The 14,123-nt window shown below is 70.5% G+C and carries 14 protein-coding genes; 12 read left to right on the top strand and 2 right to left on the bottom strand.

What is annotated here, in order from left to right:
• Positions 1-59: 59 nt before the first annotated feature.
• Positions 60-1,367, top strand: coding sequence for a radical SAM family heme chaperone HemW (gene hemW / locus HQ603_RS10810; RefSeq protein ID WP_222684622.1), 1,308 nt, complete (start codon positions 60-62; stop codon positions 1,365-1,367).
• A gap of 15 nt (positions 1,368-1,382) precedes the next feature.
• On the opposite strand, the gene HQ603_RS10815 is transcribed toward hemW, so the two are convergent.
• Positions 1,383-1,688, bottom strand: coding sequence for a type II toxin-antitoxin system VapB family antitoxin (locus HQ603_RS10815; protein WP_068146926.1), 306 nt, complete (start codon positions 1,686-1,688; stop codon positions 1,383-1,385).
• 97 nt (positions 1,689-1,785) lie between these two features.
• Here HQ603_RS10815 and hrcA point away from each other — a divergent pair, with 97 nt between their 5' ends.
• The 7 genes from hrcA to era all read left to right on the top strand — a co-directional run bounded on the left by hrcA (position 1,786) and on the right by era (position 8,942).
• Positions 1,786-2,829 (top strand): heat-inducible transcriptional repressor HrcA, encoded by a 1,044-nt coding sequence (gene hrcA, locus HQ603_RS10820; RefSeq protein WP_222684556.1) that lies wholly within the window; start codon positions 1,786-1,788, stop codon positions 2,827-2,829.
• A 109-nt stretch (positions 2,830-2,938) separates the two neighbouring features.
• Positions 2,939-4,090, top strand: a complete 1,152-nt coding sequence (gene dnaJ, locus HQ603_RS10825; protein ID WP_222684623.1) for a molecular chaperone DnaJ — start codon at positions 2,939-2,941, stop codon at positions 4,088-4,090.
• 3 nt (positions 4,091-4,093) lie between these two features.
• Complete coding sequence (locus HQ603_RS10830; RefSeq protein WP_222684557.1) at positions 4,094-4,885, top strand: 16S rRNA (uracil(1498)-N(3))-methyltransferase; 792 nt, start codon at positions 4,094-4,096, stop codon at positions 4,883-4,885.
• A 191-nt stretch (positions 4,886-5,076) separates the two neighbouring features.
• Positions 5,077-6,069, top strand: a complete 993-nt coding sequence (locus HQ603_RS10835) for a PhoH family protein (RefSeq protein WP_371831042.1) — start codon at positions 5,077-5,079, stop codon at positions 6,067-6,069.
• A 37-nt stretch (positions 6,070-6,106) separates the two neighbouring features.
• Positions 6,107-6,658: an rRNA maturation RNase YbeY gene (ybeY, locus tag HQ603_RS10840; RefSeq protein WP_222684558.1), complete on the top strand. Its 552-nt coding sequence runs from the start codon at positions 6,107-6,109 to the stop codon at positions 6,656-6,658.
• A complete protein-coding gene (locus HQ603_RS10845; RefSeq protein WP_222684559.1) occupies positions 6,655-8,022 on the top strand; it encodes a hemolysin family protein in 1,368 nt (455 codons plus the stop codon). Before ybeY ends, HQ603_RS10845 begins: the two co-directional genes overlap by 4 nt.
• The gene (gene era, locus HQ603_RS10850; RefSeq protein WP_222684560.1) at positions 8,019-8,942 is read left to right on the top strand and encodes a GTPase Era; all 924 of its coding nucleotides are present in this window, start codon (positions 8,019-8,021) and stop codon (positions 8,940-8,942) included. The genes HQ603_RS10845 and era overlap by 4 nt, the downstream gene beginning before the upstream one ends.
• A gap of 151 nt (positions 8,943-9,093) precedes the next feature.
• Here era and HQ603_RS10855 read toward each other — a convergent pair whose 3' ends face one another.
• A complete protein-coding gene (locus HQ603_RS10855) occupies positions 9,094-11,457 on the bottom strand; it encodes an FdhF/YdeP family oxidoreductase (protein WP_222684561.1) in 2,364 nt (787 codons plus the stop codon).
• Between the two features lie 136 nt (positions 11,458-11,593).
• Here HQ603_RS10855 and HQ603_RS10860 point away from each other — a divergent pair, with 136 nt between their 5' ends.
• The 4 genes from HQ603_RS10860 to HQ603_RS10875 are packed head-to-tail and all read left to right on the top strand — an operon-like array spanning position 11,594 to position 14,112.
• Entirely contained in the window at positions 11,594-12,091 is a 498-nt protein-coding gene (locus tag HQ603_RS10860) for an SRPBCC family protein (RefSeq protein WP_308126460.1), read from the top strand.
• A gap of 53 nt (positions 12,092-12,144) precedes the next feature.
• A complete protein-coding gene (gene recO / locus HQ603_RS10865; protein WP_222684563.1) occupies positions 12,145-12,948 on the top strand; it encodes a DNA repair protein RecO in 804 nt (267 codons plus the stop codon).
• The gene (locus tag HQ603_RS10870) at positions 12,902-13,711 is read left to right on the top strand and encodes an isoprenyl transferase (RefSeq protein WP_222684564.1); all 810 of its coding nucleotides are present in this window, start codon (positions 12,902-12,904) and stop codon (positions 13,709-13,711) included. Before recO ends, HQ603_RS10870 begins: the two co-directional genes overlap by 47 nt.
• The gene (locus HQ603_RS10875) at positions 13,708-14,112 is read left to right on the top strand and encodes a hypothetical protein (RefSeq protein ID WP_222684565.1); all 405 of its coding nucleotides are present in this window, start codon (positions 13,708-13,710) and stop codon (positions 14,110-14,112) included. Before HQ603_RS10870 ends, HQ603_RS10875 begins: the two co-directional genes overlap by 4 nt.
• The last annotated feature ends 11 nt before the right edge of the window (positions 14,113-14,123 follow it).

Genomic DNA, 14,123 nt, shown 5'->3' on the forward strand with positions numbered 1-14,123 from the left:
TGCAGACGCGCGCGAGATCGACGTGGCGGCGGGCCACGAGCATGATCTCGACGACGGTCATGGGCTCATTCTGCCACGGGCCACCGACACTCCCGCCCGCCGCCCTCTCGGGCGACACCGTCGGAGAGGGCGCACCGACGGGGAGGACACTGGACGCGGTGACCTCTCTTCCGCTCGCCGAGACGGCGACGCACGCGCTGCCCGGCGCGGCCTTCGCGCGGCCCGCGCAGCCGTTCGGCCTCTATCTGCACGTTCCGTTCTGCGCGACGCGGTGCGGGTACTGCGACTTCAACACCTATACGGCCGGGGAACTCGGCAGCTCCGCGTCGCCGCAGTCGTGGTCGGACGGGGTGCGCCGCGAACTGGAGCTGGCGGCGGCGACCTTCGACCGCGAGGCCGGATCCGTCCCCACGGTGGACACCGTCTTCGTCGGTGGCGGCACGCCGTCGTTGCTCGGGGCGGACGGTCTGACGGACCTGCTGGACGCCGCCCGGGCGGCCTTCGACCTCGCCCCGGACGCCGAGGTGACCACCGAGTCCAACCCGGAATCGACGTCGCCGGCCTTCTTCGACGGCATTCGTGCGGCGGGCTACACGCGCGTCTCGCTGGGCATGCAGTCGGCGGCACCGCACGTGCTCGCCGCGCTCGACCGCGTCCACACCCCCGGACGCCCGGTCGCGGCGGCGCGCGAGGCCACGGCGGCGGGGTTCGCGCACGTCAACCTCGACCTCATCTACGGCACGCCGGGCGAGGAGGACGGCGACCTCGACGCGTCCCTGGCCGCGGTGATCGACGCGGGGGTCGACCACGTGTCCGCCTACGCGCTCATCGTCGAGGACGGCACGGCGCTCGCGCGGCGGGTGCGTCGCGGCGAACTCCCCATGCCCGACGACGACGTCCTGGCCGCCCGCTACGAGCGGATCGACGCCACCCTCGGCGCCGCCGGGTTCGACTGGTACGAGGTGTCCAACTTCGCCCGTGGCGACGACGCCGCGTGCCGACACAACCTGGGCTACTGGGACGGCGGGGACTGGTGGGGGATCGGGCCCGGCGCGCACAGCCACGTCGGGGGTACGCGGTTCTGGAACGTCAAGCACCCCGCGCGCTACGCACGGACGCTGTCCGACGGGACCCTGCCCGTCGCCGACAGCGAGGTGCTCACCGACGACGAACGCCACCTCGAACGGGTGATGTTGACCGTGCGGCTGCGCACCGGGGTCGCGGCGAGCGATCTGCGCCCGGCCGAGCGGGCGCGGGCCGACGACGCCGTCGCGACCGGCCTGCTGGTGCGAACCGGGGGCCGGTACGTGCTCACCGACCGCGGTCGGCTCCTCGCCGACGGCGTCGTCCGCGACGTGCTCGACTGAGCGGGTGTCGCCGATCTATCGCACGATGGCGTCGTAGTCGAAGACCCGGGCGTGCAGCACGGTCCGGTTGCGCAGAGCAGCCCGGACGGCGCGGTGCAGGCCGTCCTCGAGGTACACGACGCCGCGAAACTGCACCGCGTGCGGGAACAGATCGCCGTAGAACGTGCTGTCCTCCGACAGCAGGCGGTCGAGCTCGAGCACCTTGGTGGTGGTCACGATCTCGTCGAGCCGCAGCTGCCGCGGCGGGATCTTCGACCAATCCCGCAGGGACAGACCGTGCTCGGGATACGGCTTGCCGTCGCGCACTCCCTTGAAGATCACTCACGTCACAGTAGAGGTGGTCGGCCACACGGGGTAGGGCCGTCGGACGGCGACTAGAATCGGCTGGTCGGGCAGGACGAGCGTGAGGGAGGAACGAGTGTCGACGACCGAGGATCGACGTTTCCAGGTCCTCCGTGCTCTGGTGGCCGATTACGTCGCGACGCAGGAGCCGATCGGATCGAAGGCGTTGGTCGAGCGCCACAACCTGGGTGTGTCCAGCGCGACCGTGCGCAACGACATGGCCGTGCTCGAGGCGGAGGGGTACATCACCCAGCCGCACACCAGCTCCGGCCGGATCCCCACCGACAAGGGGTACCGACAGTTCGTCGACCGCATCGCCGACATCAAGCCGCTGTCCGCCGCCGAGCGGCGGGCCATCCTGCAGTTCCTCGACTCCGGCGTCGACCTCGACGACGTGCTGCGCCGCGGGGTGCGGCTGCTCGCGCAGCTCACCCGGCAGGTCGCCGTCGTCCAGTACCCCACGCTGTCGGCGTCGTCGGTGCGGCATCTCGAGGTGGTGGCGCTGACGCCGGCGCGGTTGCTGCTGGTGCTCATCACCGACTCCGGCCGGGTGGACCAGCGCATCGTCGAACTCGGCGACGTCATCGGCGACGAGGATCTGTCCCGGCTGCGGGCGCTGCTCGGCGGCGCGCTGGAGGGCAAGCGGTTGGCGCAGGCGTCGATCGCCGTGTCGGAGCTGGCGGACAACGCCCCCGACGATCTGCGCGACGCGGTGGTGCGGTCCGCCACCGTGCTGGTCGAGACGCTGGTCGAGCACCCCGAGGAGCGCCTGGTGCTCGGCGGTACGGCCAACCTCACGCGCAATGCCGCGGACTTCGCGGCCCTGAGCGGCTTCCCCGGCTCGCTCCGCTCGGTGCTCGAAGCACTCGAGGAGCAGGTGGTGGTGCTCAAGCTGCTCGCCGCCACCCAGGAGACGGGGCGGGTGACGGTGCAGATCGGCGAGGAGACCAAGGTGGAGGAGATGCGCGGGGCCTCCGTGGTGTCCACCGGCTACGGCTCCGCCGGAAACATTCTCGGCGGTCTCGGCGTTCTGGGACCGACACGCATGGACTATCCCGGCACCATCGCTTCCGTGGCGGCGGTGGCCCGCTACATCGGGGAAGTGCTCGCCGAACGGTGACGCTCCCGGCCGCGACGGCCCCGACCTGTACGAACCAGACCTGTACGAACCCGACCCGCACGAACCCGACCTGTACCCGATGGACGACACAGAGGACATGAGCACTCACGTGGCACGCGACTACTACGGCACCCTGGGCGTCGACAGCAAGGCCAGCGACCAGGAGATCAAACGCGCCTACCGCAAGCTCGCGCGGGAGTACCACCCGGACGTCAACCCCGACGAGGCCGCCCAGGCCAAGTTCAAGGACATCAGCGCCGCGTACGAGGTGCTGTCCGATCCGGAGAAGCGGCGCATCGTCGACCTCGGCGGTGACCCGCTGGCCGGGGGCGGCGGCGGGGGAGCGGGCGGCTTCGGCGGCGCGGGCTTCGGCGGTGGTCTCGGCGACGTCTTCGAGGCGTTCTTCGGCGGTGGCGGCGGGGGCACGCGTGGGCCGCGCGGGCGCGTCCAGCCCGGCTCGGACTCGCTGCTGCGCACCACGCTGACCCTCGAGGAGTGCGCCACCGGCGTGACCAAGCACATCGCCGTCGACACGGCGATCCTGTGCGACGTCTGCACCGGATCGGGTACCAACGGCGACTCGAAGCCCGTGCGCTGCGAGACCTGCGGCGGCGCCGGCGAGGTGCAGTCGGTGCAGCGCTCGTTCCTCGGTCAGGTGATGACCGCGCGTCCGTGCCCCACGTGCCGCGGCGCCGGCGAGACCATCCCCGACCCCTGCCGCAAGTGCGCGGGCGACGGACGCGTCCGGTCCCGGCGGGACCTGGCCGTCAAGGTGCCCGCGGGTGTCGGCAGCGGTATGCGGATCCGCCTCGCGGGCCAGGGCGAGGTCGGCCCCGGCGGCGGGCCCGCGGGCGACGTCTACGCCGAGGTGGTCGAGAAGACCCACTCGACGTTCGTGCGCGACGGCGACGATCTGCACTGCACCATTCGCGTGCCGATGGCCGAGGCGGCCCTGGGCACGCAGGTGACCGTCGAGGGCATCCTCGGCGGACCCACCGAGATCTCCATCGAGCCCGGCACCCAGCCGGGTGCGGTGCAGGTTCTGCGCGGGCACGGCATGCCGAAGCTGCGCAGCGGCGTCCGCGGCGATCTCCACGCGCACCTCGACGTGGTGATTCCCGCCCGCCTCGACTCCACCGAGACCAAGCTGCTCAAGCAGCTGCGCAAGCACCGCGAGCGTGACCACGCCGAGGTGGTGACCACGTCCTCCCAGCACACGGGTGGGCTGTTCTCGCGTCTGCGCGACGCTTTCTCCCGCTGAGTCGTGGTCGCCAGCGTCTTTCACCTCGCGCCGGTTCCGCCCGTCGGGTCGCGCGGGGTGCTGGACGGACCCGAGGGCCGGCACGCGGTGATGGTGCGCCGCACCGCCGTCGGTGACCGCATCGTGCTGTCCGACGGCCGGGGCGCCCTGGCCACCGTCGAGGTGACCGGGACCGCGCGCGACGCTCTGGACTTCGTCGTCGACGACGTGCGGACGGTGCCCGAGCCGACGCCGCCGGTGACCGTGGTGCAGGCGTTGCCGAAATCCGACCGCGCCGAGCTCGCCGTGGAGACGGCCACCGAAGCGGGTGTCGACGTCGTCGTGCCGTGGCAGGCGTCGCGGTGCGTCTCACGGTGGTCCGGCCCCAAGGCGGACAAGGGTGTCGCCAAGTGGCGGCACGCGGCCCTCGCCGCCGCCAAACAGTCGCGCCGCGCCCGGTTCCCCGAGGTCACCGACCTCGCCTCGACGGCCGACGTCCTCGACCTCGTCGCCGGGTGTGTCCACGACGGCGGGGTGGCGTTGGCGCTGCACGAGTCGGCGCGGGAGCCGCTGGCGGACGCCGGGTTGCGGTCGGCGTCCCGCATCGTGCTGATCGTCGGGCCCGAGGGCGGGTTGTCCGACGAGGAACTCGCGGCGCTGACGGCGGCGGGCGCCCGGCCGACGGTCCTGGGGCCGACGGTGCTGCGGACGTCCACGGCGGCGTCGGTGGCGTTGGGGGCGATCGGGGTGCTGACCGACCGGTGGTCGGGCGGGTCGCCCCTCGCGGTTCCGCCCTCGAAGCACCCCACGGAGTGATCGGAATGCCGTGTCGGTGGGCGCGGTTAGACTCGAGGGATCAGAGCACCGCAGTTCACGCGGACCGCAGTTCACGAGCACCGAAAGCAGGCCATACCGCACACGTGACAGACAACGTTTCTCGTTCCTCGGCCGCCCGGTCTGCTCGGGTCTCCGCCCGCCCGCTGCTGAGCGAAGCCGCAGTGCCCGCGGTGTCCTCTACGTCAGAGTCGTTCGAACTCGACCCGGCCGTCATGTTCCCGCTGCTCGGATCGGCCGACGAGAACCTCCGCGCTCTCGAACAGGTGCTGTCCGCCGACGTCCACGTGCGCGGCAACGTCGTGACGCTCGACGGTGTGCCGTCGGACATCGCCGTCGGCAAGCGGGTGCTGACCGAACTCGCCGGGGTGGTCGCGGCCGGCGGTCCGGTCACGCCGGACGCGGTGCGGCGCACCGTCGCGATGCTGCACGGTGGGGTCAGCGAGACGCCCGCGGAGGTGCTCAGCCTCGACATCCTGTCCCGGCGCGGCAAGACCATTCGGCCCAAGACGCTGAACCAGAAGCGCTACGTCGACGCGATCGACGCCAACACCATCGTCTTCGGGGTCGGTCCGGCCGGCACCGGCAAGACCTACCTCGCCATGGCGAAGGCGGTGCAGGCGCTGCAGGCCAAGCAGATCTCGCGCATCATCCTGACCCGGCCGGCGGTCGAGGCGGGGGAGCGGTTGGGGTTCCTGCCCGGCACCCTGCACGACAAGATCGATCCGTACCTGCGCCCGCTGCACGACGCGCTGCACGACATGATGGACGTCGAGGCGATTCCCAAGCTGATGCAGGCCGGGATCATCGAGGTGGCTCCGCTGGCCTACATGCGCGGCCGCACGCTCAACGACGCGTTCATCATTCTCGACGAGGCGCAGAACACCACCGCCGAGCAGATGAAGATGTTCCTCACTCGTCTGGGGTTCAACTCCAAGATCGTCGTCACCGGCGACATCACCCAGGTGGACCTGCCCGGTGGCTCGACGTCGGGGCTGCGCGCGGCGACGGAGATCCTCACCGACATCGACGACATCCACTTCGCCCGGCTCGACTCGTCGGACGTCGTACGTCACCGGCTCGTCTCGAGCATCGTCGACGCCTACGACCGCCACGACGCGGCCCGTGAGGGCGCCGGACCGAATCGCGCCGCTCGCCGCCGGTGATTCCGGTCGGGCGGTCGACGTCGATTACGGTGATCGCATGAGCATCGAGGTCTCCAACGAATCCGGAATGGACGTCGGCGAGGAGAACCTGATCTCGGTCGCGCGGTTCGCGATCGAGCGCATGGACGTCCACCCGGCCGCGGAGCTGTCGATGGTGCTCGTCGATTCGCCCACCATGGCCGACCTGCACCTGCGGTGGATGGACCTGCCCGGTCCGACGGACGTGATGTCCTTCCCGATGGACGAGCTGGAACCGGGCGGGCGGCCGGATGCCCCCGAGCCCGGCCCGTCGATGCTCGGCGACATCGTGCTCTGCCCGTCGTTCGCGGCCGATCAGGCGGAGAAGGCCGGCCACTCGCTCGAGCACGAGTTGGCCCTGCTCACCGTGCACGGGGTGCTCCACCTGCTGGGGTACGACCACGCCGAGCCGGACGAGGAGAAGGAGATGTTCGGTCTGCAGAACAGCCTCCTCGAGGAGTGGTACGAGAGCCTGCGCCGCAGCGAGCTCGAGGCCGCGGCGGCCGAGCGCGACGCGCGGCTGCTGGGCAAGACCGGCTTCACCTCGCCCGGCGGTGAGTCCGCCCGGTGACCGACGCTCCGGCCCTGTTCGTGCTGGCGGTACTGCTGGTGCCGCTGGGGGGACTGTTCGCCGCCGTCGACTCGGCGATCAACACGGTGTCCTCGGCGCGGGTCGAGGAGATGGTCAAGGACCAGCGCGGCGGCGCCGTCGAACTGCTCCGCGTGCTCGGGGACCGACCGCGGTACGTCAACCTCATGGTGCTGTTGCGCATCCTGTGCGAGATCGGCTCGACCGTCGTCTTCGCGGGCGCCCTGCTGGACCTGCTCGAACCCGCCGTGGCCCTCGGTGTCGCCGCCGCGGTGATGGTGGTGATCGACTACGTCGTCATCGGTGTCGGGCCCCGCACGCTCGGTCGCCAGCACGCCTACTCCATCTCGCTCGGTGCGGCGTATCCCCTGCGGGCGCTCGGGGTGCTGCTGGGACCGATCAGCCGGCTGCTGATCCTCGTGGGCAACGCGATCACCCCCGGCCGCGGTTTCCGCAACGGCCCCTTCGCCTCCGAGATCGAACTGCGCGAACTGGTCGATCTGGCGCAGGAACGCGGCGTCGTGGCGGCCGAGGAACGGCAGATGATCCAGTCGGTGTTCGAACTCGGCGACACGTCCGCGCGCGAGGTCATGGTGCCGCGCACGGAAATGGTGTGGATCGAGCGCGGCAAGTCGGCCGGACAGGCCACCTCCCTCGCCGTGCGCAGCGGCCACTCCCGCATCCCGGTCATCGGAGAGAACGTCGACGACGTCCTCGGTGTGGTCTATCTCAAGGACCTGGTCGAGCGGACCTACACGTCGTCGGACGGTGGACGGAGCGTGCGAGTCGACGACATCATGCGACCGGCCGTGTTCGTGCCCGACTCCAAGCCGCTCGACGGACTGCTCGCGGACATGCAGCGGGACCGCAACCACATGGCGGTGCTCGTCGACGAGTACGGCGGCACCGCCGGTCTGGTGACCATCGAGGACGTGCTCGAGGAGATCGTCGGCGAGATCGCGGACGAGTACGACACCGACGAGGTCGCACCCGTCGATCCGTTGGGGGACGGCCGCATCCGGGTGTCGTCGCGTCTGCCGCTCGAGGACCTCGGCGAGCTGTTCGACATCGAGATCGACAACGACGAGGTCGACACCGTGGGCGGTCTGCTGTCCTACGAGATCGGCCGTGTTCCGCTTCCCGGATCGGTCGTCGAGGCGCACGGTCTGCGACTGCTCGCCGAGGGCGGACGCGACACCCGCGGGCGCGTGCGGGTGCACACGGTGCTGGCCGAGAAGCTCGACCGCGACGACGAGGACACCACCGACCGCGCGTCGGGTCGAGACAGAGGTAACCCCGGATCGGCCGACGGTGCCGAGACGCAGCGTGAGGAGCATCGGAGATGACCGGAACCGACCAGGGCGAGGAGTCGGACTTCCGGTCCGGATTCGTCTGCTTCGTGGGACGGCCGAACACCGGCAAGTCCACCCTGACCAACGCGTTGGTGGGCAGCAAGATCGCCATCACGTCGTCGCGCCCGCAGACCACCCGCCACACCATCCGCGGGATCGTCCACCGGGACCACGCCCAGCTGATCCTCGTGGACACGCCCGGGCTGCACCGTCCCCGGACCTTGCTGGGGCAGCGGCTCAACGACCTGGTGCGCGACACTTACTCCGAGGTCGACGCCATCGGCTTCTGCATCCCCGCCGACGAGAAGATCGGCCCCGGCGACCGGTTCATCCTCGAGCAGGTCCGCGCCAACGCGCCGCGCACCCCGGTGGTGGGGCTGGTCACCAAGATCGACAAGGTGTCCAAGCAGCGGCTCATGGAGCAGCTGGTGGCCGTCTCGACACTGCTCGGCGGCGACGCCGAGGTGGTGCCCGTGTCCGCGGCGTCGGGGGAGCAGGTCGAGGTGGTGGTCGACGTCTTCGCGTCCGTCCTGCCGCCCGGCCCGGCGTTCTACCCCGACGGCGAGCTCACCGACGAGCCCGAGGACACCATGATGGCCGAGCTCATCCGCGAGGCCGCGCTGGAAGGCGTGCACGACGAGCTGCCGCACTCCCTCGCCGTGGTCATCGAGGAAGTCCTGCCCCGCGAGGGCCACGAGAACATGCTCGACGTCCACGCCATCCTGTACGTCGAGCGGCAGTCGCAGAAGGCCATCGTCATCGGCAAGGGCGGTGCGCGGCTCCGCGAGGTCGGCACCGCCGCGCGGACGCAGATCGAGAAGCTGCTGGGAACCCGCGTCTACCTCGACCTGCACGTCAAGGTGGCCAAGGACTGGCAGCGCGACCCCAAGCAGATGGGCAAGCTCGGGTTCTGACGGCGGTACCTGCGCGGGTTCTGGTCAGGTGCACCGGTTGCAACCCGTGCGGGTGGTTGGAGCCTGAGCAGGTGCCGGGGTGCGCGGGTTCCGGTCGGGTGCACCGGTTGCAGGCCGGGTGGCTGCAACCGGTGCACCCGAACCGCGGGGATCAGGACAGGTGTTCGGGCTGCGGGTGGGACTTGTGCCCCTCGTCCGACCGGACCTGATCCTGCCCGTCACCCGAGGCCGCGTGGTGCGCCGAGGCCGGGGTCAACGAGACGACGATGCCCTTGGACGTGGGGCAGTTGCTTTCCGCCGCAGTCGAATCGAGCGGCACCAGGGGGTTGGTCTCGGGGTAGTAGGCCGCGGCCGAGCCCTTCGGGGTCTTGTACTCGACGATGCGGAAGTTCTCCGCGCAGCGCACGCGGTCGTCGCCGTCCCAGCGGGTGGTGATGTCGACGAGGTCGCCGTCCCGGAAGCCGAGTTCGGCGATGTCGCCGCGGTGCATGAAGATCACGCGGCGTCCACCCTCGATGCCGCGGTAGCGGTCGGACAGTCCGTAGATGGTGGTGTTGAACTGGTCGTGGCTCCGGAACGTCTGCAGCAGCAGGTGTTTCGGCGGCACCTGCAGCGCCTCGATGGGCGAGACCGCGAACTGGCCCAGGCCCGATTCGGTCTGGAACGTCCGCGAATCGCGAGGCGGGTGTGGGAGAACGAAGCCGCCGGGGCGACGCACGTTCACCTCGTATCCCGCGCACCCCGGAACGACGCGCGAGATGTGCTCGCGGATGTTCCGGTAGTCGTCGCGGAAGCCCTTCCAGTCCAATCCGTAGCGGTCACCGATGGTGGCCTCCGCGATGCGGGTGAGGATCTCCACCTCGGACTTGAGGTACGGGCTGGCCGGCTCGAGCGGGCCGCGCGAGGAGTGCACCGAGCAGGTGGAGTCCTCCACCGAGATCCACTGCGGACCGCTGGCCTGGATGTCCTTCTCGGTGCGGCCCTTGGTCGGCAGGATCAACGCCGTGTCCCCGCACACCAGGTGCGACCGGTTGATCTTGGTGGAGATGTGCACCGTCATCTTCGTGTTGCGCAGCGCCTGGAACGTCACGTCGGAATCCGGTGCGGCCTGGGCGAAGTTGCCGCCGAGTCCCAGGAAGAAGTGCGCCTTGCCGTCGCGCATGGCTCGGATGGAGTCGACGGTGTCCAGGCCGTTCTCCCGCGGCGGGTCGAAGCCGAACTCCTTCTGGATCGCGTCGAGGAAGTGCTGAGGCGCGCGCTCCCAGATGCCCATGGTGCGGTCGCCCTGGACGTTGGAGTGCCCGCGCACCGGGAGCAGTCCGGCGCCCGGCTTGCCGATGTTCCCCTGCAGGAAGGCGAGGTTGGTGATCTCCTTGACGGTGTTCACCGCATTGTGGTGCTGCGTGATGCCCATGGCCCAGCAGAAGACGGTGGCGGAGGAATCGCGCAGCATCCGCGCGGCGTCGGTGATGACGGCGCGGGACAGCCCGGTGGTCGCCTCCACCTCGGCCCAATCCAGCTTCTGAATGTGCTGCGTCCACAGGTCGAAACCGGTGGTGTGCTCGCGCACGAATTCGTGGTCCACCGCGCCCCACTCGAGCAACAGATGACCGAAGGCCTGGAACAGCGCCAGGTCACCGTTGATGCGGACCGGCAGGTGCATGTCCTCGAGGTCGGTTCCGGGGCCGACCATGCCGCGCGGGGTCTGCGGGTTCTTGAAGTTGATCAGCCCGGCTTCGCGCAGCGGGTTGATCGCCAGGATCTTCGCGCCGTTCTTCTTCGCCTTCTCGAGGGCGGAGAGCATGCGCGGATGGTTGGTGCCCGGGTTCTGGCCGGCGAGGACGATCAGCTCGGCGTTGTAGACGTCGTCGAGCGTGACGCTGGCCTTGCCGATGCCGATCGACTCCTGCAGCGCGATCGAGGTGGACTCGTGGCACATGTTGGAACAGTCCGGCAGGTTGTTGGTGCCGTAGGCGCGCACGAAGAGCTGGTAGACGAACGCGGACTCGTTGGACGCGCGGCCCGAGGTGTAGAAGACCGCCTCGTCCGGGTCGAGTGCGCGCAGCTGGGCGCCGATGAGGTCGAAGGCCTCGTCCCAGTCGATCTCCTCGTAGTGCGTGCCGCCGGGGCGCTTGACCATCGGGTGCGTGATGCGACCCTGCTGCCCGAGCCAGTGCTCGGTGTGCGAGTCGAGCTCGGCGATGGAGTGGCGGGCGAAGAAGTCGGGGGTGGCGCGACGGGTGTCGGCCTCCTCGGCGACGGCTTTGGCGCCGTTCTCGCAGAACTCCGCGGTGTGCCGGTGGCCGGGATCGGGGTCGGGCCAGGCGCAGCTCATGCAGTCGAAGCCCTCGGCCTGGTTGAGGTCGAGCAGCGTCTTCGCGGTGCGGATCGGTCCCATCCGATCGAGCGAGCGATACATCGACACCGCGACGGCGGTGGGCCCGGCGGCGTGGGTCTTGGGCTTCTCGACGGACAGGTCCGCCTCGTCGTAATCACGCACTCCGCGTGTGCTCATGGCCACACTCTCTCTTCGGCTCGTCCCCCCGCATCGGACTGCTCTCGACAGTAACCCTGACCCGGCGAGACGCATCGGGGACCGGGGGCGTTCACCGCACGAGTACCCCGGCGCGGCGCGGGATACCGTGGGCGGCGTGCGCCTGCGAACCGTGTCCGATTCCATCGACGTCGCCGCGTCGCCCGACGAGGTCTACGCCGCTCTCGCCGACCCCACCCGCATGGCTCAGTGGAGTCCCGAGAACACCGGCGCCGTCGTCGCCGACCCGAAACGCGGCGGAACCTACGTCGGGATGACGTTCGTCGGCACCAACCGGCGTGGGGGAGCGCGGTGGTCGACGCGGTGCGTCGTCACGGCGGCGGAGCCGGGCCGACGCTTCGCGTTCGCCGTCCGGGCGATCGGGGTGGGCCGGCCGATCCTCCCGACGCCGATCGCGTCGTGGGAGTACCGATTCGAGCCCGTCGACGGCGGGACGCGGGTCACCGAGACCTGGACCGACGACCGTCCGTGGCCGGATGCGCTGGCCGCCGCCTTCGACAAGGTGGCGACGCGCGGCAGCCTGTTCGCCGACTTCCAACGCCGCAACATCGCCCGCACGCTCGCGTCGCTGCAGCGTGATCTCGGCGCGCCCTGAGCCCTCGCCGACAGGACACGCCGACGTGCCACACTGGACCACGTGGGTGAGTCGTGAGGTCCTATCGGGACCACGCCGTCGTCCTTCGTGAGCACAAGCTCGGCGAGGCCGACCGCATCGTGACGTTGTTGACCCGCGACCACGGTCTGGTCCGCGCGGTCGCGAAGGGCGTGCGGCGCACCACGTCGAAATTCGGTGCTCGGCTGGGCCCGTTCGCGCACATCGACGTCCAGCTGTATCCGGGGCGGAACCTCGACATCGTGACCCAGGTGCAGACGGTGAACGCGTTCGGCGCCGACATCGTCGCCGACTACGGCCGCTACACCACCGGCTGCGCGATCCTCGAGACCGCGGAGCGGCTCGCCGGAGAGGAGCACGCCCCCGCGCCTCGGCTGCACTCGCTGACCGTCGGTGCGCTGCGCACGCTGGGCTCCGGGGAGCGTCCGCCCGAGCTGATTCTCGACGCGTTCCTGTTGCGCGCCATGAACTTCGCGGGGTGGGCGCCGTCGCTGACCGAGTGCGCCACCTGCGCCGCGCCCGGCCCGCTGCGGGCCTTCCACGTCGTGGCGGGCGGTGCGGTGTGCACGCAGTGCCGGCCCGCCGGGTCCTCCACCCCGGCGGTGGGCGTCCTCGATCTGATGGCCGCGTTGCAGAGCGGGGACTGGCCGTCGGCCGTCGCGACGACCGAGTCGGTGCGCTCGCAGGCCAGCGGCCTGGTCGCCGCGCATCTGCAGTGGCACCTGGAACGACAGTTGCGGACGTTGCCCCTGGTCGAGCGCCGCGCGTCCGATCACGCGGCTGTCGGGCAGGATGAGACGCGTGATCCGTCGCCGCGAGCAGCCGACCCCGTCCGATAGTCGCGTCGTGCGCCCCCCGACTCCGCATCCGTCGGGGGCGCGGGCGCCGATCCTGCAGCCGGAGCTTATCCCGCGGCACGTGGCGTTGGTCATGGACGGCAACGGGCGGTGGGCGCAGGACCGCGGCCTGCCCCGCACGGCCGGCCACGAACGCGGCGAGGCGGTGCTCATGGACACCGTCGAAGGCTGCATCGAGGTGGGCGTGCGCTGGCTGTCGGCCTACGCGTTCTCCACCGAGAACTGGCGACGCAGTCCCGACGAGGTCAAGTTCCTCATGGGCTTCAACCGCGACGTCATCCGTCGACGTCGCGACGAGATGCACGAGATGGGCGTCCGGGTGCGGTGGGCGGGACGTCGACCGCGGCTGTGGCGCAGCGTGATCCGCGAACTCGAGATCGCCGAGGAACTGACGAAGGACAACACCGTCATGACGCTCACGATGTGCGTCAACTACGGCGGCCGGGCGGAGATCGTCGACGCCGCCCGCGAGATCGCGCGACGCGCCGCGGCCGGGCAGCTGGACCCGGAGAAGATCTCCGAGACGTCGTTCGCCCGCTACCTCGACGAGGCCGACATGCCCGACGTCGACCTGTTCCTGCGCCCGTCCGGCGAGCAACGCACGTCGAACTTCCTGCTCTGGCAGTCGGCCTACGCCGAGATGGTGTTCCAGGAGAAACTGTTCCCGGATTTCGACCGCCGCGACCTCTGGACCGCGTGCGTCGAATTCGCCTCGCGGGACCGACGGTTCGGGGGAGTGAAATGAGCGAGCACGACGTGGTCGCGGCGCTGCAGGACCGGGCACGGGTGGTTCTCGGCCAGTTCGCCGACGTCTCCGTGGCCGACGACGGCTCGCTCGGCTTCACGTATGCCGGCGCCCTGTGCTCGCTGCGGGCCGTCGCGCTGGGGCCGGGTCTCGAGGTGCTCGCGTTGACGTCGGTCCTCGCGTGGGATCGGCCGTCGTCCGGCGGGTTGCGCGCCAAGGTGGCCGCACGCAACGCCGAGTCCCAGTTCGGGTCGATCTCGGTGGTGGGGCACGGATCGCAGGCCGACGTGATCCTGCGCTACACCTTCCCGGCCACCGGACTCGACGACGAGCCGCTCATGACCATGCTGGTCCTGGTGCTGTCCGGCGTCGAGAAGGCGCGCGTGGGCCTCGTGCCCTGACCGACGACCGT

This window comes from Rhodococcoides corynebacterioides, assembly GCF_019834675.1.
Classification (GTDB): domain Bacteria; phylum Actinomycetota; class Actinomycetes; order Mycobacteriales; family Mycobacteriaceae; genus Rhodococcoides; species Rhodococcoides corynebacterioides_A.

Excerpts from the sequence above, each read along its gene's own strand:
- hemW (WP_222684622.1), top strand. The coding sequence starts at position 60 with ATGGGCTCATTCTGCCACGGGCCACCGACACTCCCGCCCGCCGCCCTC.
- ybeY (WP_222684558.1), top strand. The coding sequence starts at position 6,107 with ATGAGCATCGAGGTCTCCAACGAATCCGGAATGGACGTCGGCGAGGAG.
- era (WP_222684560.1), top strand. The coding sequence starts at position 8,019 with ATGACCGGAACCGACCAGGGCGAGGAGTCGGACTTCCGGTCCGGATTC.
- HQ603_RS10855 (WP_222684561.1), bottom strand. The coding sequence starts at position 11,457 with ATGAGCACACGCGGAGTGCGTGATTACGACGAGGCGGACCTGTCCGTC.
- HQ603_RS10870 (WP_222684564.1), top strand. The coding sequence starts at position 12,902 with ATGAGACGCGTGATCCGTCGCCGCGAGCAGCCGACCCCGTCCGATAGT.
- HQ603_RS10875 (WP_222684565.1), top strand. The coding sequence starts at position 13,708 with ATGAGCGAGCACGACGTGGTCGCGGCGCTGCAGGACCGGGCACGGGTG.